The 19,186-nt window shown below is 61.9% G+C and carries 12 protein-coding genes and 2 pseudogenes; 4 read left to right on the top strand and 10 right to left on the bottom strand.

Features of this window, described 5'->3' with window-relative positions; all coding sequences use genetic code 11:
* Positions 1–29: 29 nt before the first annotated feature.
* The 8 genes and pseudogenes from FIV42_RS28535 to FIV42_RS28570 all read right to left on the bottom strand — a co-directional run bounded on the left by FIV42_RS28535 (position 30) and on the right by FIV42_RS28570 (position 9,807).
* Positions 30–1,175, bottom strand: coding sequence for an ABC transporter ATP-binding protein (locus FIV42_RS28535; protein ID WP_141200994.1), 1,146 nt, complete (start codon positions 1,173–1,175; stop codon positions 30–32).
* Positions 1,168–2,319: an ABC transporter ATP-binding protein gene (locus tag FIV42_RS28540; protein WP_141200995.1), complete on the bottom strand. Its 1,152-nt coding sequence runs from the start codon at positions 2,317–2,319 to the stop codon at positions 1,168–1,170. Before FIV42_RS28540 ends, FIV42_RS28535 begins: the two co-directional genes overlap by 8 nt.
* A gap of 9 nt (positions 2,320–2,328) precedes the next feature.
* A pseudogene (locus FIV42_RS31525) lies at positions 2,329–3,015 on the bottom strand (ABC transporter permease); the annotation flags it as partial.
* Between the two features lie 504 nt (positions 3,016–3,519).
* Positions 3,520–3,702, bottom strand: a pseudogene (locus FIV42_RS31530) (ABC transporter permease); the annotation flags it as partial.
* Positions 3,695–4,711, bottom strand: coding sequence for an ABC transporter permease (locus FIV42_RS28555; RefSeq protein WP_141200996.1), 1,017 nt, complete (start codon positions 4,709–4,711; stop codon positions 3,695–3,697). The gene FIV42_RS28555 and the pseudogene FIV42_RS31530, both read right to left, overlap by 8 nt.
* Positions 4,708–6,414 carry a peptide ABC transporter substrate-binding protein gene (locus FIV42_RS28560; protein WP_141200997.1) on the bottom strand — a complete coding sequence of 569 codons (1,707 nt, stop codon included), beginning with the start codon at positions 6,412–6,414 and terminating at the stop codon, positions 4,708–4,710. Before FIV42_RS28560 ends, FIV42_RS28555 begins: the two co-directional genes overlap by 4 nt.
* A gap of 213 nt (positions 6,415–6,627) precedes the next feature.
* The gene (locus FIV42_RS28565) at positions 6,628–8,709 is read right to left on the bottom strand and encodes a recombinase family protein (protein ID WP_141200998.1); all 2,082 of its coding nucleotides are present in this window, start codon (positions 8,707–8,709) and stop codon (positions 6,628–6,630) included.
* Positions 8,710–9,120: 411 nt separating this feature from the next.
* Positions 9,121–9,807, bottom strand: a complete 687-nt coding sequence (locus FIV42_RS28570) for a hypothetical protein (RefSeq protein ID WP_141200999.1) — start codon at positions 9,805–9,807, stop codon at positions 9,121–9,123.
* Between the two features lie 250 nt (positions 9,808–10,057).
* On the opposite strand from FIV42_RS28570, the gene FIV42_RS28575 reads away from it, so the two are divergent.
* On the top strand, positions 10,058–11,440 hold the full coding sequence (locus FIV42_RS28575) for a cadherin-like domain-containing protein (RefSeq protein ID WP_168211009.1): 1,383 nt from the start codon (positions 10,058–10,060) through the stop codon (positions 11,438–11,440).
* A gap of 30 nt (positions 11,441–11,470) precedes the next feature.
* Entirely contained in the window at positions 11,471–12,760 is a 1,290-nt protein-coding gene (locus FIV42_RS28580; RefSeq protein ID WP_141201001.1) for a thrombospondin type 3 repeat-containing protein, read from the top strand.
* On the opposite strand, the gene FIV42_RS28585 is transcribed toward FIV42_RS28580, so the two are convergent.
* Positions 12,757–14,610, bottom strand: a complete 1,854-nt coding sequence (locus tag FIV42_RS28585; RefSeq protein WP_141201002.1) for a tetratricopeptide repeat protein — start codon at positions 14,608–14,610, stop codon at positions 12,757–12,759. The genes FIV42_RS28580 and FIV42_RS28585 overlap by 4 nt on opposite strands.
* Before the next feature lie 347 nt (positions 14,611–14,957).
* On the opposite strand from FIV42_RS28585, the gene FIV42_RS28590 reads away from it, so the two are divergent.
* Both FIV42_RS28590 and FIV42_RS28595 read left to right on the top strand, forming a co-directional pair.
* Complete coding sequence (locus FIV42_RS28590; protein WP_168211010.1) at positions 14,958–16,478, top strand: M16 family metallopeptidase; 1,521 nt, start codon at positions 14,958–14,960, stop codon at positions 16,476–16,478.
* Positions 16,468–17,958, top strand: coding sequence for a M16 family metallopeptidase (locus FIV42_RS28595; RefSeq protein WP_141201004.1), 1,491 nt, complete (start codon positions 16,468–16,470; stop codon positions 17,956–17,958). The genes FIV42_RS28590 and FIV42_RS28595 overlap by 11 nt, the downstream gene beginning before the upstream one ends.
* On the opposite strand, the gene FIV42_RS28600 is transcribed toward FIV42_RS28595, so the two are convergent.
* A complete protein-coding gene (locus tag FIV42_RS28600) occupies positions 17,959–19,164 on the bottom strand; it encodes a glycosyltransferase (RefSeq protein ID WP_141201005.1) in 1,206 nt (401 codons plus the stop codon).
* Positions 19,165–19,186 lie beyond the last annotated feature (22 nt).

A 19,186-nucleotide genomic window follows, 5' to 3' on the forward strand; every position in this document is an offset into this window, starting at 1 on the left:
GCCGTGGGGAGGAGCCGCTCGCCTGTTTGTCATTCCCCGCCACTCGAGAGCGGAGAGGACTTCGTGGGGTCGACGTTCTCACGCCGCTCGGGCTCGTCAATCAGGTGACACGCGACGAAGTGGCCGTCCTCGGCCTCCTGGAAGACCGGCTTTTCCTTTTTGCACCGGTCGAAGGCGTAGGGGCAGCGCGTGTGGAAGACGCAGCCCGACGGCGGGTTGAGCGGGCTGGGGACGTCGCCTTGCAGGACGATGCGCTCGCGGGTCTCCTCGACCTCCGGGTCGGGAATCGGGACCGCCGAGATGAGCGCCTCGGTGTAGGGGTGCAGCGGGTTTTCGTAGAGCTCTTCGCCGTCGCAAAGCTCGGCCATATTGCCCAGATACATCACCGCGATGCGGTCGGAGATATGACGCACGGCGGCCAGGTCGTGGGCGATGAACAGGTACGTCAGACCGAACTCGTCTTGGAGTTCGTCCATCAGGTTCATGATCTGGGCCTGGATGGACACGTCGAGCGCGCTGATGGGCTCGTCGGCGACGATGAATTTCGGCTTGCTCGCCAGGGCGCGGGCGATGCCGATGCGCTGGCGCTGACCGCCGGAAAACTCGTGCGGGTAGCGGCGCACAAAGCGCGGGTCGAGGCCGACGATGTCCATCAGCTCCTGGACCTCGCGCTGGATATCCTTGCCGCTGGCCAGTTTGTGGACCTTCATCGGCTCGGCGATGATGTCGCCGACGGTCATACGCGGGTTGAGCGAGGCGTACGGGTCCTGAAAGATCATCTGCAGGTCGCGACGCAGCCGGTGCAGCTCCTTGGGCGGAAGCTTTGTGAGGTCGCAGCCCTCGAAGACGACTGCGCCGTCTGTGGGCTCGTAGAGCTGGATGACGGCGCGGCCGGTGGTCGACTTGCCGCAGCCTGACTCACCGACGAGTCCGAGGGTCTCGCCCTCGTAGATGTCGAAGGTGAGCCCGTCGACCGCCTTGACCCGGTTGACCTCTTTTCGGAAGAGCGCTCCCTTGTAGACCGGGAAGTGCATCTTGAGGTTTTCGATCTTGACGAGAACTTTGTTCTCGTTCGCGGGGTCTTGGGGTTTCGGGGTTTTGGGGTCTCGGGTCGTGGAGTTGTCTTCCGATGCCACGTCCGTCTTCTCTTTTGGGTCGGCTACTGCTTCAGACATCGTCGCCTCCTGCTGCATCGGCCGCGGTCGTGTCGATGGTCTCGCCGGCGCGAACTTTCTGTTCGATCTCGTGGACGCGCTCCGACGACGACTTCGAGCCGAGCTTGGCGGCGTAGACTTCGTCGGCACGCCAGCAGAACGAGCGGTGGCCGTCGCCGAAGGTCTTGGGCTCGGGGAATTCCTTGTGACACTTGTCGATGGCCCAGGGGCAACGGTCGACGAACGGGCATCCGGGAATGTCCTTGGAGGTGTCCGGCGGGCGGCCCTCGATGGGGATCAGCTCGTCGGTGCGGCCGCGGTCGAGTCGCGGGACGCTCTTGAGCAGGCCGACGGTGTACGGGTGCGCCGGGTGGTGGAAGAGCTCGCGCGCGGGCGCCTCCTCCATCATGCGGCCGGCGTACATCACGATGATGCGGTCGGCCATGCCGGCCACGACGCCCAGGTCGTGGGTGATGGTGACGACGCTGGTGCCGAAGTCCTTTCGCAGGCTCTTGATGAGCTCGAGGATCTGGGCCTGAATCGTCACGTCGAGCGCGGTGGTCGGCTCGTCGGCGATGAGGAGTTCGGGCTCACACAGAAGCGCCATGGCGATCATGACGCGCTGGCGCATACCGCCGGAGAACTGGTGCGGATACTGGTCGATACGCTCGGCGGCGCCCGGGATGCCGACCTTGTCGAGCATCTCGATGGCCTTCTGCTTGGCGGCCGCCTTGTCCATCCCCTTGTGTAGGCGAAGCGGCTCGATGAGCTGCTTCGAGATGCGCAGGAAGGGGTTGAGGCTGGTCATCGGGTCCTGCCAGATCATCGAGATCTTGTTGCCTCGAATCTTGCGAAGCTCCTTGTCCTTCTTCTCGAGGAGGTCTTCGCCCTGGAACAGGATCTGGCCGTCGACGATCTCGCCGGGAGGCGACGGGATCAGGCCCAGAATGGAAATCTGGGTGACCGACTTGCCCGAACCGGACTCGCCGACGATGCCCAGCGACTCGCCCTTTCGCACCGCAAAGCTGACGCCGTCGACGGCGCGCACGACGCCCTCGTCGGTCTTGAAGTGCGTCTTGAGGTTTTTGACCTCGAGGATCTTGGGGCGCTCGTCGAGCGTGGACTTCGCGGTGCTCTTTTCGTTTTTCGCGGCGGTTTCAGTCATCGGAGAACATCAATCCTTGCGAAGTTGGGGGTCGAGCGCGTCACGCAGCCCGTCACCCAGGAAGTTCAAGCTCATCAGCGTCACGGCGAGCGCACCGCCCGAGGCGATGATGACCCACGGGGCCGTCTCCATGATCTGGCGGCCTTCGCTGGCGAGCGCGCCCCACGAGGTCAGCGGCGCCTGGATGCCCAGGCCGAGGAAGCTAAGGAAAGCCTCCTCGAGCATGACCGCCGGCACCGTCAGCGTTGTGTAGACGATAATGGGGCCGAGCGCGTTGGGGATGAGGTGGCGGAAGATAATCGCCGGCTTCGACACACCGATACAACGCGCCGCGTCGACAAATTCCTGCTCTTTGAGGCTGATGACCTGGCCGCGCACGATGCGCGCCATGGTCAGCCATTGGATAGCGCCGAGCGCTAAGAACAGGATGAGGATATCCGAGCCGAACACCGACACGAGCAAGATGACCAGAATCATAAACGGCAGGCCGTACATGATGTCGACGATGCGCATCATGATGTTGTCGACCTTGCCGCCCATAAAGCCGGCGGTCGCGCCCCAGGTCACGCCGATCATCAGCGAGACCATCGTGGCCAGGAGGCCGACGGCGAGCGAGATGCGCGCGCCGAAGACCAGACGGGTGAGCAAGTCGCGGCCGAGCTGGTCGGTGCCGAGCCAGTTTTTGACCGGCGCGGGCAGGCCCTGGTACTCGGCTTTGCTGAGGGCGACATCGCCATCCTCGTCGAATTTGTTGAGGATGTCGCGCGCTTCGCTGCCGCTGACGAGGGCGACGAGCTTGCCGGCTTCCTCGTACTCGATGACGCCCTCTTCGTTGGCGTCACACTCGAAGACCGAGCGCGCCTCGATGGGAGCCATCGACTTTTTAGCGAAGGTCCACCGCTGACAATCGGGGATAAACTCGGGCGGCGGCAGGCTCAGCGGCGCGTCTTCGTACTCGGCGTAGCTGAGCACACCGTCGTCGTTGGTGTCGATCTTGCGGAACTCGTAGCGGCGGTAGGCCGTCTCGATCTCGCGCTCGTCGATGAAGTCGTCGTCGTTGCTGTCGACCTGCTCGAAGCTGAATTTGCCCTCGGGCGCCATCAGCGAGAAGTGCTCGGAGGGAACACTGCGCGCGCCGGGCGGCTTGGGCACCACGAACAGGTGCTGCTCGTCGATCGAAAAGTGGGTGACGTAGGCAGCAATCAGCGGCTGGAAGATGGCGCAGAAGACCATGAAGAACACCACGAGGGCGCCGGCCATGGCGGCGCGGTTCTTCTTGAGCCGCCGCCAGGCGTCCTTCCATAGGCTGGTGCCCTCGACGAGTTCCATCTCGTCGCGCTTCTGCTTCCTCTGCACCCTTTGTCCTTTCACAGGCTCACTCATAGTCCACCCGCGGGTCAATGACGGTGTAGAGGATGTCGACGACCATGTTCATGGTGATCAACAGCGTCGAATACAAAATGACGGTTCCCAAAACCATGTTGTAGTCACGGTTGAGCGCCGAGCGCACAAACTCTTTGCCGACGCCGGGGAGGTTGAAGATTTCCTCGACGACCACCGAGCCGGTCAAAAGGCGCGCGAACGCGGGTCCCAAGAAGCTGACCACCGGCAGGATGGCGCCTCGAAGCGAGTGGCCGAGCACGACCGTCTTCTCGCTCAGGCCCTTGGCTCGGGCGGTGCGAATGAAGTCTTTTCGGATGATCTCGAGCATGCCCCCGCGGGTCAGCCGCGCGATATAGGCGGCGTAGAACAACCCGAGGGTGATGCTGGGCAAGACGCTGTCCTGCCAGGAGTCCCAGCCGTTGGGCCGGAACCACCCCAAGTCGAGCGCGAAGAACATGATGAGCAGCGGCCCGAGCACGAAGTTCGGGATGCTCACGCCGACCATGGCCACGGTCATTGTGGTGTAGTCGGCGGGCGTGTTCTGGCGCAGTCCGGCGTACAGACCGGCGGGAACGCCGATCAGAATCGCCAAGATGAGCGCTTGAAGCCCGAGCTGGATCGTGTACGGCAGCGCCGCCGAGATCGTCTCGCCGACGCTGCGGTCGGTCTTCATGCTCTGACCCAGATCGAACCGGATCAGGTGGCCGACGTAGTTGAAATACTGCGTCTCGCCCCACTCGGAGGTCAGGATATTGACCGGGCCGATGCTGACCTGGGATTCGGGCTCCCAGAACTGGCAGCTATCGACCGGATCGAGAGGCACGCTCGTGTAGACCGGAAAGACCGGTCGGTCGAGCATATTCTCTTTGACGCAGGCGCAGGTATTCGCCTCGCGCTCTTTCAAGCACGGGTTACTCGGCGCCATGCGCGTGATCCAGAGCGCGACGGTCACGATGATCAGCAGCACGACAATGCTGCTGACCAGGCGTTTTAAGATGTAGCGAGTCACTGCGGGAGGCTCACGTACTTGAGGAGGTGGATGTCCCGGTTATGCGGCTCGAGACCTTCGAGCTGCCGGGCGACCAGCACGTTGTTGGTGTAGAAGTAGATCGGGATGACCGGACCTTCTTCCAAGAGAATCGTCTCGGCTTTCTGCAACAACTCCTGGCGCTTGGCCGAGTCGGCCTCGCTGCGCGCCTGGTCGAGAAGCTCGTCGTACTCGGCGTTCGACCAGCCGGTGTCGTTGTTGCCGTTGCCGGTCTCCCACATGTCCAGGAAGGTCATCGGGTCGTTGTAGTCGCCGATCCAGCCTGCACGCGCGACCTGGTAGTCGAGGTTGTCGACGTCCTGCAGGTACATCTTCCATTCCTTGTTCACCAACTCGACGTCGATGCCCAGGTTGCTCTTCCACTGCTTCTGAATCGACTCGGCCACCAGCTTGTGGTTCTCGTCGGTGTTGTAGAGGAGCTGGATCTGGGGGAACTTCTTGGCGTCTTTGCCGTAGCCCGCCTCTTTGAGGAGCGCCTTGGCTTTGCGCGGGTTGTACTCGGTCTTGGTGGTCGACTCGTAGCCGGCCATGTTGTTGGGCACGTAGGCGTCGGCGGCGTGGTACAGACCGTTGAGCACGTTGTCGACCAGCGTCTGACGGTCGGTGGCGAGGCTAAGCGCCTGGCGCACCTTCTTGTCGTTGAGCGGCGAGTCTTCTTTGGAGACGTTCACGCGGAAGTAGTAGGTGCCCAGCATCGGGTCACGACGGTAGTCCGGGTGAGCCACGAAGCTCGAGATCTGGCTGACCGGAAGGCTGGTGCCGCTCCAGTGCAGTTCGCCGGCGCGGTAGGCGTTGGTGACCGCGTTGCGGTCGGTGATGATTCGCGCCTTGGCTTCGGTGATGCTGACGTTCTCTTCGTCCCAGTAGTGCTCGTTGATGCCCAGGAGCAACTCTTTTTGCGGCTCGTAGCTCTTGAGGACATAAGCGCCGTTGGTCACGATATTCTCGGGCTTGGTCCAGTCGTCACCATGCTTTTCGACGACCTTCTGAGGCGTCGGGAAGAACGTGTAGAAGGCGACCAGCTCGGGGAAGTACGGCGTCGGGTTGTTCAACTCGACGACGAGCGTCTGGTCGTCTTTGGCCTCGAGGCCGACCTTGCTCCAGTCCGCTTCGCCCTCTTTCGACTTGTTGTACTCCTCGGCGCCTTTGATGACGTACATCATCGTGGCGTAGTCCGCCGGGAAGCCCGGGGTGAGCACGCGCTTCCACGAGTAGACGAAGTCCTGAGCGGTCACCGGGTCGCCGTTCGACCACTTGGCATCTTCGCGAATCTTGAAGGTGTAGGTCTTGCCGTCTTCGCTGACCTCGTACGACTCGGCCACGCCCGGCTTGACCAACTTCGAGGAGTCGGTGATGCCCTCGGTGGTCGGCCCCGGTATCAGAAGTCCCTCGAAGAGCTGCATCGCCAGGCGACCCTCGGGAGCACCACTCATCTTGGCGGTGTCGAAGGTCTCCGGGTCTGCCGAGACCACGAAGGTGAACATATCGGCGTTGGCGCCGGCCTTGAACTCATCGGCTTTCTCGCCGCCGGAGCTCTTCGCCGCACCTTCGGCGTTGTTGGCCGTCTCACCGCTCTTGTCACAGCCGGTCAGCGCCACCGCGCCGACCAGCAGCGCCGCGAGCGCCAGTTGGCCCGTCTTGTTGAGGTTTGGAAGTGCAAGCATGGTTATTTCCTACGGTTTCGTCAAAAGCCGCTGAATTAGCGGTCCCCCTTGTAGCTAGAAAGCGGGCGCAGTGTCAATGTCGCGGGTTACGGTGACGGTCTCGGCTCAGGTTCGCGCAATGATTGAGCTGCGGTTCTTTTTCGCAGTTCGGCGAGGCAGCCGCCCCAGTGGGTGATTCATGATGCCACCGTGTTTGAAGGTGTTATTAGATGATTAGCGACTCGTTCCTTGCTCTCTGAGGGCTTCAAGACGCTGGAGTTCAGCTTGATCGGCGGTGATGACCCATATCTTGCGCTTCTGAGCGGCTCGCTTTTCGGCATTGACCTTCTGGCTTCGGATCCAGTTGTAGAGTGACGCTCGCGGCATCTGGAGTCTTTCGGCCAGTTGGTCGGTCGTCCACTCATCCTCGGCTAAATTGAGGAGGTCGGTCGGCTTGCTCGACTGTGCGCGCTTCAGCCCGAGGTTGTAGCGCAATGATGTGAGCGCTGCCCGCGTAAATGGGCGGGCTTCGGCGGTTCGATACCCCTGCTCGTTTAGCCGCTCACTTATCTGGGCATCGCTTTTGCCGGCTTCGAAAAGCCGGCTGATCCTATCGACAAGCTCGTCGTAGTAGCTCAATTGCTTCCAGCTCTGCACCGGCCGTTGCACGATGGCCGCTGTGCGGTCACCTCCGGCCCAGTGGACCTCGACGCGGAGTCGCTCGGTTTCGCCTTCGACCTGCGCGTGAATTTCGTCGACGATCGCGCGCACGATTTCTTGGCGCTCTTTGGGGAGCGTCTCCTCGGCATGCCACAGGGCCGGCAGATCTTGGGCCAGACGGCGTATTTCTTCGGCTTGTTCGCCAGGAAGCGGCGTCTGCCACTCGGCTTTTTGGCGGGCGTAGTCGCGTCGGATTCGTTCTTCTTCCTCCAGCGCCTCTTGCCAGCGATCTTCGAGGGTCTGGGCCACCAGACGGTTTCTCGGGTCGACCGCGTCATACTGCTCGAATGCTCGTTGGGCGCGATAGCGCGCCCGCTCGAGCTTTTGCTCCCACAGCTCTCTTAGCTTTTCTCTTTCCTTCTCGGCCTCCTCGATAACCCTCAAACTCATTTCGATGGCTGCTGGCTCCAGAGCCTGCAACACAAGCGTTTCGATCAGCTCGTCGAGCGACATCCCACTGAAGGAGCGACAGCCATCTTTGGCCTTCGTCTTGTAGTTTTCGCATTCGTAGCGCCACGTTTGTGGGTCTTTATAGTGCAGGCTCATCCGCCAGCCGCACCCGCCACAAAGGACCAGTCCTCCCAGCAGCGCTTGGCCATTTTGCGCATATCCCTTCACGGCCGGTTTGTTGTCCTCGAGTTGTTCCACGTTTCTCTCGTAGGTCTTCCAGTCGATGTAGGCGGGGTGATTGGCTTTGAGCAACACGAGCCACTGCCCCTGGTCGACTCGGACCCGGCCTGGCTCGCCTCGACTCCCGAACCCGGCGTTCGAGGGCCGCTGGCGCCGCCCGTAGACATAGGCCCCCGCATAAATCGGGTGCCGCAAAAGGTTGCTCACCGCCGAGTTCGTCGCCTTGTGCCACTCAAGCGGGCCCAGGTGGGCCAGATGCCCGAAGCTGTCGCGACGATGCGGAAGCTTGATGTCGTGCGCCTCGAGATATCGACACACACCACCGATGGTGCGCCGCCTCTCGAACACCTCGAAGATCAGTTCGATGACCCGGCGCACCTGGGCGTCGGGGTCTTTGATGATCTCCTCGTCGACACTCCATACGTAACCACGCGGCACATCAAAGACGAGCTCGCCCCGCTTGGCCTTGGCCAGCTTGCCGTCCTCGAGTCGCTGCTTCATGATGTGAAGCTCTGTCTCCGACATCGTCGCTTTGACTCCCAATAGCATGCGGTCATTGGGGTCGCAGGGCTCGTAGACCACGTCATTTTCGGCAATAAGCGTATCGTACTGGGCACACAGTTCCAGGAGACGATACCAGTCCAGGCAGCACCGGGCGTAGCGAGACAACTCCAGGGCCAGAATCAGCCCGACATGCCCACAACGCACCTCCTGCATGAGTTTCTGGAGACCTTGCCTTCCCTTGATGCTTGCTCCGCTTGTGCCCAGATCGTCGTCGATGGTCAAAATCTGATCATCGCTCCATCCCCACCGACGAGCGCGTTTGGCGAGCGCATACTGTCGACGCGTCGACTCTTGATGCTCCTCGAGCTGCTGGAGAGTTGATTGCCGTACATAGACCACCACCAGCTGGTTGACATGTCGCTCGGTGATCTTGGGTGGGCGCAGAATCGCGGACTCCGTCATTTCGACCTCCGTGTCGATTTGTCGAAGTCATCTGCCGCCTGGCTATCGCCCGAAGCTGGTCGACCAGTACAGCCTTGCGTCTGTCCGTCAGCCTTTTCCAGATACTCCTCGGCGCCTTCGGCTGCTTGTGCATGATGCCTCCGTGCCAGTTGAACGAGTTTCTGAAGTGCTTGCCGTCCAAGTTTGGCAGGAGATGGCCGCTTTGATAACAGCCGATCGTAAGTGGTCTTACCAAGTACCCGTCCCACCGGGCTTGTCCCGGTGGACGGAAAGCCTGAAAGCTAGATGCGCGCCCACCCACCTCCATGGCGCGCAGCGCGCCGAGTCGACGGCCGGCTCCGGTCACGGGAACGACCCACCGATCTAGATTTCGTATCATCTGAGCCAAGAAAGAGTGGCGGCGCCAGCTATTCAGTCGGTGGGTCTGACGCGTTGGAGCAATTCTCCGAGCAGCGCGATAGCCATGGCGGCAATGCCAAAGACGACCAGTTGGGTGAGCGCAATGAGTGGCAGATAGGCACGCAATTCTCGGGAGCCATCATTCACCTGAGCGGAAAACTTCGAGCCCTGCATGAAGTCAGGTAGCGGCGCAACATGTACGGAGGCCTCGTAGTGCTCGAGCCAGTCGAGATCCGTGCGGCTTTTCGAGAAACACCACACTGCACTACACGTCCCCTCGAAACACCGCGTTTCGCACTCCAGATTCGCGCTTTGATATTCAGGGTCGCCGTACTCGTCCCGGCCAATCCAACGCGAGTCTGGTAAGACCGACCACTGATGCGACGTGGGCCCGTCGACGCTTCGGATTCTTACGGTTACTGGCGGAACGGGAGCACTTTCGACCTGTTCTCGGCTCCATCCACCTGCCTCTGGGGCATCAATGACGACAAAAAGGACGTATGCGTCGTGACTAAGGGCGATGAAATCATCCGCGAAATCGACACCCCTCTCAGCATCATCGACCACTGTTGACACCTCGAGGGCGTCAATGAGTGACGGAGTGATGGTCAAGCCCCACCCCGCCATCAAAACGGCTGTAATGAAGGCGGCCCGTTTGAGAACCGGCATCTTCGTGAAGCGCTCGAGTAGCTTTCTCATCGGAGTAGCTCTGTCATCGAAATGGCGTGCGGCCGTTCTCCCCTGACTCTAGAAGAGTGTGAGCGAATCGTAACTCACTTTGGTTGGCGGCCGAAGTGCACGTCAAGAAACCGGTGTTTCTCGATTGTGATGCGATTGCGCCTTGTGTAAGGATCGGCGCCTAAACACAGATACCCCAGCTTGCTTTAGTAGCAGTCGGATGGATGTCATGGAGAAGTGTGCAGCGGTCAGGCCTTCAGCGAGTGGTTTAGTGCGGCGTTTTCGTTCCCTAGTGGCGCTCTCGGCGTTCGTAGCGGCGGCCAGTTGGACCGTCGATGCATCGGCCTCGTGCACGACGATCGAGGATTTCGAGAGTGGGTGGCCGAACTCGCCGTGGACTGTCTACGACCTTCCCGGTACGCGCACGACCACCTACAGCCGGAGCGGATCATACGGCGTTCAGAACCCGGACTGGGTCTATCGCACGGACGTGACGATCGGGCAGCAGGCCGGCGAGCGATTGGGGTTGTGGTTTCACGGGTCGACGGCGAGCAGCGGTCGGGTTTATCTGGGCTTCGACGCTGACGGGTCGGGCGCCAAGACCTTCATCGCCTCGCTCAACACCACTGATATCCGGTTTCAGGACAACGCCGGCTACAACCACACCCAGCTCAATCAGACGAGCCAGACCTTCAACTCGCAGTGGTACTACTTGGAGGTGGAGTTCAACGGTGGCGGAAGTGTCACCGGCCGGCTGTACGACTCCGACGGCACCACCCTCATCAATAGCTTGACGCAGAGTTTCAGCGGCTCGGTCGTCGGCGGCGTGGTCTTGCGCGCGTTCGACGACAACGTCATCGACGACGTGATTCACTGCACGCCCAACGATGCCCCGACCGCCTCCAACGACAGCTACGGCGTCGACGAGGACGGTCTGCTCGACGTGTCGCCCAGCGGCGTGTTGGCCAACGATACTGATCCGGACGGCGATGCGTTGACGGCGAGCGTGGTCAGCGGGCCGTCGAACGGCACGCTCAATCTGAGCGCGAACGGCGGGTTCACCTACGAGCCCGCCCCGAACTTTCACGGGAGCGACAGCTTTACGTACCGAGCGAGCGACGGAGACGGCGGCAGCGATACGGCGACGGTGAATATCAGCGTCGGCTCGGTCAATGACGCGCCCGTTTTCACGTCGACTCCGGTGACGAGCGCGACCGAAGATCAGCCGTATAGCTACCTGGTGACGGCGACCGACGTCGATACGGGCGACAGCCTGACGATTTCGTTGGCGACTCGGCCCTCGTGGCTTGGATTGTCACTCGGGAGCGGCGGGTCGGCGACTCTGTCGGGCACGCCGAGCAACGCCGACGTGGGCCCTCACTCGGTGGAGGTCGTCGTTCGAGACGGAAACGGCGGGAGCGACACTCAGACCTTCACGATCGACGTCCAGAACGTCAACGACGCGCCCTACTTCGTCGATCCGACGCCGCAAGACGGAGCGACGTTGAGCGTGGTCGAGGGCGATACGCTCTCGTTTACGCTGGCCGGCGCGGACGACGACGGCGATACGCTCACCTACGGTGTCGACTCCGTGCCGACCGGCGCGAGCTTCGACGCTTCGACGGGCGCGTTCAGTTGGACGCCGACCTGGTAGGATGCCGGGGCGTATCCGTGGACGCTTCGCGTGAGCGACGGGCAACTCGAGGAGACGCGCGCGATCACCGCACAGGTCACCTTCATCGACGCGGACGCCGACGAATTGCCCGATACGTGGGAGAACCAGAACGGCCTCGACCCGACCACGCCCGACTCCGATGGCGACACGATTGCGGACGTCGACGAGGTCGGTGACCTGAGCGATCCTGCAGACACCGACGGCGACGGCACGCTCGACGCGCTCGATGACGACAGCGACGGCGACGGGCTGCTCGACAGTGAGGAATCCGGCGACGACGACCTGGCTACCCTGCCCGTCGACACCGACGCGGACGAAATCCAAGACTACCGCGACGCCGACAGCGACGACGACGGCGTCGACGATGCCGACGACAATTGCCCGGTCACGGTCAACGCCGCGCAGGAGGATACCGACGGCGACGGCGCGGGCGACGCGTGTGACGACGACGCCGACAACGACGGATTGAACGACGCCGACGAGCCGGGCCTCGGCCTCGACCCGACGCTCGCCGATAGCGACGGCGACGGCATCGACGACGGCACCGAGGTCGGCGACGACGTCAATAACCCGCTCGACTCCGATGGCGACTCGACCATCGACGCCCTCGACGAGGATAGCGACGACGACGGCGTCCTCGACGCCGACGAGCATGGCATGGGCGACGACGGCGGCGAGCCGGTCGACACCGACTCGGACGGCAAAGCCGACTTCCGCGACACCGACAGCGACGACGACACCGTCGAAGACGGCGCGGACAACTGCCGTCTCGTGGCCAACACGGATCAGGCCGACGCCGACGGCAACGGCGTGGGCGACGCGTGCGACGGCGATTCAGACGGCGACGGTGTTGGCAACGGCCAGGATAACTGCCCGGCGGTCGCCAACGCCGACCAGGCTGACCTCGACGGGGATGCGACCGGCGACGCATGCGACGGCGACGTCGACGGTGACGGCGTCGACAATGACGCCGACAATTGCATGCTCACCGACAACGCCGACCAAGCCGACCTCGACGCCGATAGCTTGGGCGACGCGTGTGACGACGACACCGACGGCGACGGCGTCGCCAACGGCGAGGACAACTGCCCCACGGTCGAAAACCCCGAGCAATCCGACCCCGATGCCGACGGCAAAGGTCGGGCGTGCGACGACGTCGAGGAGGGCTTGGAGGGCGGACAGGTCGCCGAAGCCGGATGCGGCTGCTCGTCGACTGGCCTGCCGGCCAACGGGGCGAGCGCCCTAGTCTTTTTGTTCGGGGTCGTCGCGTTGCGGCTGCGTCGGCGTCGGCGTCGCTAATTGCGAAACCAGCGCAGCCGGTCACAACTTTGCTGTTCGCCCAATTTGCATGCCTTCTCGTGCACGCGCTGAGCGGCCTCTATGTCCTGCGGGCCGCCTTCGTCACGCTCGTAGGAAAGCCCCAGGTTGTAGCAGCCTTCGGCGTGGTCGCCGTTGCATGCCTTCTTGAAGAGCTCGCGCGCTCTCTTGGGGGCTTTGGCGCCGCCCCAGCCTTGGTTCTGCATTTGGCCTTCGTAATCGCAGGCGACGAAGTTTCCCGCACTACAGGCCTTCTGGAATAGCGACCGGGCGCGCGAAAGATCGGCAGTGACTCCCCATCCATGCACGTACAGCATGCCCAGGTTGTGACACGCCTTTGCCTGTTTGTTTTCGCATGCCCTTTCGAATAATTCGCGGGCGCGATCGAAGTCTTGGTTTACGCCCTTGGCGAAGACGTATTTCGAACCGGCCTCGAAGCACGCTCGAGCGACGTTCTCGGCGCACGCACGCTCGAACAGTTCCCGGGCGCGTGTGACATCACGCTCCACACCATGTCCCTCCAGGTGCATCCTTCCCAAGAGAAAGCAACCCATCCCACTGCCGCCGTCACAGGCGCGCTCGAAGTAGGGTCGGGCTTGTTTGGGATCGGGCTCACCGTCCGCATCGACGCCAGCGAGGGACCCGAGGTTCAAGCATGCTCCCTCATGCTGTTCGTCACATGCCTTCTTGTAGAGCGAACGGGCGCGTTCGACATCTTTCGTCACACCGCGCCCCTGATGATAAAGCGCCCCGGCGCGGAAGCAGGCGCGGACGGTACCGGCATCGCAGGCCTTCAGGAACAACGGAAGCGCCTTCTTGGGGGTTTCTTCGCCGTTCATCCCTTTGTCGTAAATGTGACCCGCGTTGTGACACGCCTCAATCAAATCGCCATCGCACGCTTTCTCGAAAAACGGCACCGCGCGTGCGTGGTCTGCTTCGCCGAGCTTTCCAAGCGCGTAGAGGTTGCCTGCATTGTAACAGCTGTCAGGAATGCCTTCCGTGCAAGCCCTTGCGAACAACTTTGCGGCGCGTTCGGGGGCCTGGGGGACGCCGTGACCGTGAATATATGTCAGGGCCAGACTGTGGCACCCTCGAGCGACTCCCTCGTCACACACACGTTCGAACAAGGTGTGTGCGCGAGCGCCGTCATACTCGACGCCAGCGCCCTCTACGTAGGTCATTCCCAAGTTGTGGCAACCCAGCATATCACCACCGTCGCAAGCCTCCTTGTAGAGCTCGTGGGCGCGTTCGTGGTCTCGGTCGCCGCCCTCGCCCATGTAGTGCATCACACCAAGCCAAAAGCAGCTATTCATGTTGCCGCCGTCACACCCGTCTTCGAATAGTGAGCGGGCACGCTCGTTATCTGCACGCCCGCGCTCTCCCCGATGGTAGAGTTGCGCTGCATTGCGGCAACTCAGTGCACGCCCTCGCTCACAGAGATCTTCGAAGATTTCGAGCGCGCGCTCGGTATCTCGCGGCACGTCGGTTCCTTCGGCGTACATGCTGGCCAAGTTGTGACAGGCCTCGGTCTCGCCAGCATCACAGGCCTTGTTGTAGAGCGAGACAGCACGTTCGGGGACCCTTTTTACGCCCAGGCCGGCTGCGTAGCTGTAGGCGAGGAAATAGCAGCCGCGAGCGCTTCCTCCCTCGCAGGCCTCACGGAGCAGTGGTGCTGCCTTATCGTAAGCCTCGTCATTGAAGAGCTGCTTGCCTCGCTCGAAGTGCTGCTGGGCGGCGGAGCTTCCTGGCTCTGCAACACGAGCAGTCGCGCAGGCGGACACCAAAAAAGAGGCGCCCAGGGCGAGGACGAGCAGTTGATTGTCCAATTTCATACAGGATTCGGGCAGAAGTGATTGTTGGGGTGACAAAAGTGTTAATTGTCGAAAGCTGAGTTCACAAGCGGCGAAGAGGAACGTGGGCGAAACTGAGTGCCGAGAGAAATAGCGCACATTCGATGCGAGGAGAGCCAACGGGGCGAGCGCCCTGCTCTTTGTGGTCGGTTTAGTGGCGGTGCGCCTGCGACACCGCGAATAGTTCCCCGCCTTGCCTTGTTGCTTTTGCGACTCACCGCCGCATGTTGGTGGCACCCTGCTCTTGTGCTATGCATCCAACAACAAAGCAGTACATTGCAGGCATGAATAATACTTCTTATGTGGACTCCTCTCTTGCGGAGAATCTCATGACGCCGAATACCCTTCGCCTCGCCGATGGGCGCGCAGCCGTGCGTCGCATCATCGCGGCGCTCGTCGTGGCGCTTGTCGCTGCGTCGACCTTGGTCGCCGTGCCCAACGGCGCCGAGGCCAAAGAGCCGCGCGACCTGATCAAGACCAAGACTCTCGACAACGGGCTGGAAGTAATCGTGCTTCCCGACCCGTCGCTGCCGATCGTGACCATCGAAATGGCGGTCAAAAACGGCGCGTTCACCGAGCCGCCCAAGTACAATGGCTTGAGCCACCTGTACGAGCACATGTTCTTCAAGGGCAACGCCGTCATCCCCAACCAAGAGGCCTACCTCGAGCGCATGCGCGAGCTGGGAATCGTGTTCAACGGGACCACGAGCACCGAGCGGGTGAACTACTTCTTTACCCTCCCCAAGGACAACTTCGAGGAGGGCATGGAGTTCATGTACAACGCCATCACCTCGCCGAAGTTCGACGAAGAGGAGTTCGAAAAAGAGAAGAAGGTCGTCATCGGCGAGGTCGACCGCAACGAGTCGAACCCCTACTACTGGTTCGGCCAGGCGATCGAAGAGAAGCTCTGGTACGCCCACCCGAGTCGCAAAGACCCGCTGGGTGACCGAAAGAGCGTGCTCGGCGCGACCGTCGACCAGATGAACACCATGCAGGAGCGCTACTACGTGCCGAATAACTCGGCGCTGCTCATCGCCGGCGACGTCGAGCCCGAAAAGGCGTTCGAGATCGCCAAAGAGATGTACGGCGAATGGGAGAAAGGCCCCGATCCCTTCGAGAAGTGGCCGGTGCCCGAGCATCCCGAGCTCAAAGAAAAGAGCTACCTGACCGTCGAGCGCGACGTGAAGGTGCCCTACGTGCAGTTTAGCTGGCACGGGCCAAGCGTGACCGAAGACCCGAAGGCGACGTATGCCGCCGACGTGCTGAGCTTCATCTTGAGCCAGCCTACCAGTCGCTTCCAGAAGCGCCTGGTCGAGTCGGGCCTGACCCTTGGCGCGGGAATCAGCTACTACACCCAAGCGCGCACCGGCCCCATCAACGTCAACGCGCAGGTCGCCCCGCAGAACCTCAAAAAGGCGATTCGCGCGGTGCTCGAGGAGATTCACCGCCTCGAAGACCCCGACTACTACACCGACGAGCAGCTCGAGTCGGCCAAGACGATCCTCGCCGTCCAAGATACCTACGACCGCGAGAAGACGAGCTCGTTCGCACATACCGTCAGCTTCTGGTGGGCGACCGCCGGGCTCGACTACTACTTGGACTACGTCGAGAACCTCAAAGCCGTGACCCGCGCGGATATCGCTCGCTACGTCAAAGAGTATATCGGCGACGATCCGTACGTGATGGGCGTGCTCCTGTCGAAAGAACAAAAGGAGCAGCTCGGGCTGACCGACGAGAAGCTGGCCGAGATGGTCAAAGAGATCGAGAAGGAGCTCGAGGCCGAGCGCGCCGGCGAGAAGTCGAAGGATAAAGCGAACGTTGAAGACAGCGGGGAAGCCAATGAAAGCTAAAACGATTTTTGCACTGCTATTCTCCGGTGCCCTCGCCGTCTCGGCGGGCTGCACCGGTGGCGACACCAAGCCTGACGAAAAGCAAACCGAAGAGAAGGTCCAGAAAGGCGACCAGGCCGACCAGAAGGTCGACGAGCGCGGCATCCCCGAGCTCGCACCGCTGCAGATGGCCGACAAGGACGCCGAAATCAAAAAGCTCGGCGAGGTCAACGGCACCACCGCCTATAAGGTGGGCGACGTGACCGTGCTGCACAAAGAGACACCGGCCAACTCGGTCGTCGCTGCCCGAGTCTACATCTCGGGCGGCGCGACGCACCTGACCGAGAAGACCTCGGGCATCGAGCGCCTCGCGCTCAACACCGCGGTGAGCGGCGGCACCGAGTCGCACCCCAAGGACGAGTTCAACGCCCTGCTCGACTCGATGGGCAGCAGTGTGGCCGCGTTCAGCGACCGTGACTTCTCGGGCTACACGATGAAGTCGGTCGTCGATAATTTCGACAAGACCTGGGAGCTTATGCTCGAGTCGATGCTCGAGCCGAAGCTCCCGCAGGAGGAGCTCGAGCTGCAGCGCCAGCGGCATCTGGCCGATATTCGCAGCCTGAACGAGAACCCCGACCGGCTCGTGGGCCACGTGGCCACGAAGCTCCTGTTCGAGGGGCACCCGTACCACACGCTGCAACTGGGCACCGAGGAGAACGTCGAGGCGTTCACGCAGAAGCAAACCGCTGCCTATCAGCGCGCCATGCTCCGCCCGGAGAAGATGACCGTCGTGGTCGTCGGCAACGTCTCCGACGAGAAGATCCTCAGCCAGGTGCAAAAGCTCGCCAAGATTCAGCCCCAGGCGAGCCTGCCCGACCAGCAGCTCACGCCCTACAACGTCGAGAAGGCGAAGCTGAAGGTCGAGGAGAAGGATATCCCGACGAACTACATCTTCGGGCTCTTCCCCGCCCCCTCGCCGGGTGACGAGGACTACGAGGCGATGCTGGTGGCCGTCGAGTACCTGCGCGACCGGCTCTTCGAGGAGGTTCGCACCAAGCGCAACCTCACCTACGCCGTCTCCTCGGGGCTGTCCGACCGACGCGTCAACTACGGGTACCTATACGTGACCGCGGTCGACCCGGCCAAAACGATGCCAGTCATCTTCTCGGAGGTCCAAAAGCTCAAGGACGGCGAGTTGACCGACGAGCAGCTCGAGCAGTCGCGAAACGTCTTCATCACCGAGCATTATATGGGATTGGAGACCAACGGCAGCCAGGCGTCGCTCCTGGCTCGCTCCGAGCTCATCGCGGGCGACTGGAAGGAGCACGCCGACGCCATCGAGCGTTTTCAGGCGGTCTCGCCCGAGGACGTGCAGCGTGTGGCCGAGAAGTACATGAAGAACTATCAGTTCGGCATCGTCGGCAAGAAGTCGCAGATCGACGAGGGGCTGTTCCTGAATGGAACGCCCACGCAAGCTGAACCCACGGCCGAAAAGGAGTGATTAAAGCTTATCGTCGATTAGCGACATGATCTTCGCGATTCGCGCTGGCCAGGAGTGCTCTTCTGCCAGCGCGATTCGCGTTTCTTGGCCCTGCTCGCCCAGCTCGAGCGCCTCTTCACATTTCTGGACGAATTCGTCGGCGGTCTCGGCGACGAGCACCGCGTCGTAGAATTCGGCGAGTGCGGGCAGGTTTGAGATGACCGTGGGAGTGCCGGTGGCCAAGAACTCGAAGAACTTGATCGGAAAGACCGACCGCGTCGCCTCGTTGATGCGGTACGGGATGACCGCCACGTCGAAGCGCTTGAGGTATGACGGCAAGACTTCGTAGTCGCGAAGGCCCAACAGGTGGACGTTCGCCGTGTTCTTGAGCGTGGTGACATCGGTCGACGGGTCGGCGCGACCGATAGGCCCGACGACCACGATATTCCACTCCGGGTGGCGCTCAGCAGCGCGCACGAGCCACTCGGCGTCGAGCTTGTAGTCGCTCACGGCGCCCACGAATCCGATGACCGGCCCCTCCAGATCCTCGATATCGTCGGCGACCGGCGTCGACGGCTCGAGCGCCGTCTTGAAGTGCTCGGCGTCGCCCACGTTGTGCACGAGGTGGGTATCGTCAGGGTTAAAGGGTGACTTTAAGTCATAGAGCTCCTGGCTCGTCGTAAAGACCAAGTCGGCCTTCTCGCACAGCTCGCGCTCACGGTCGCGAATCCAGTCTTCGTGGCCCTTGTAGGTGGGAAATGCCTCGTAGTTGTCGACGCAATCGTAGACCAAAAGCTTCTTGGGGAGCCTGTCGACCGCCCTGGCGTATCCCGGGTGATAGACCCACACGATGGGATCGGTGATGCCCTCACGCTTCATGAATCGCTTTAAGAAAAGCGTCTTCAGATCGAAGCTCGCGAAGTCGCGAATCGGGTTGCCGTGAGGAAAGATCCCCGCCCAAATCGGGTTATAGGAGTCGGCGACGTGCAGGCCGCCCTCGCGGTGCTGGACCCCGTCGACGAGCATGCGCAGGGGGCGCAGCAAGTCGGAGGGTTTTTGGCGCAGCCGACGAAAGGCATATAGCGGCAGCGGCTTGAGCCCGTAGTCGACGTGGATGACCCGGTGCTTCTTCGCCAGCCGGCTCATGATGTGCTGCTTATTGGTCCACATCCCGTCGTCCCAGCTCTGGGAAGACAGGCAGATGATGTCGTGGGTCGTGTCGGGCATGAAGTACTACTCGAGGTTAGAG

The sequence above is a fragment of the Persicimonas caeni genome (assembly GCF_006517175.1).
Taxonomy (GTDB): domain Bacteria; phylum Myxococcota_A; class Bradymonadia; order Bradymonadales; family Bradymonadaceae; genus Persicimonas; species Persicimonas caeni.

Bases quoted from the DNA above. Each gene is read 5' to 3' on its own strand.
- FIV42_RS28535 (WP_141200994.1), bottom strand. From the start codon at position 1,175: ATGTCTGAAGCAGTAGCCGACCCAAAAGAGAAGACGGACGTGGCATCG.
- FIV42_RS28540 (WP_141200995.1), bottom strand. From the start codon at position 2,319: ATGACTGAAACCGCCGCGAAAAACGAAAAGAGCACCGCGAAGTCCACG.
- FIV42_RS28560 (WP_141200997.1), bottom strand. From the start codon at position 6,414: ATGCTTGCACTTCCAAACCTCAACAAGACGGGCCAACTGGCGCTCGCG.
- FIV42_RS28565 (WP_141200998.1), bottom strand. From the start codon at position 8,709: ATGACGGAGTCCGCGATTCTGCGCCCACCCAAGATCACCGAGCGACAT.
- FIV42_RS28570 (WP_141200999.1), bottom strand. From the start codon at position 9,807: ATGAGAAAGCTACTCGAGCGCTTCACGAAGATGCCGGTTCTCAAACGG.
- FIV42_RS28585 (WP_141201002.1), bottom strand. From the start codon at position 14,610: ATGAAATTGGACAATCAACTGCTCGTCCTCGCCCTGGGCGCCTCTTTT.
- FIV42_RS28590 (WP_168211010.1), top strand. From the start codon at position 14,958: ATGACGCCGAATACCCTTCGCCTCGCCGATGGGCGCGCAGCCGTGCGT.
- FIV42_RS28595 (WP_141201004.1), top strand. From the start codon at position 16,468: ATGAAAGCTAAAACGATTTTTGCACTGCTATTCTCCGGTGCCCTCGCC.
- FIV42_RS28600 (WP_141201005.1), bottom strand. From the start codon at position 19,164: ATGCCCGACACGACCCACGACATCATCTGCCTGTCTTCCCAGAGCTGG.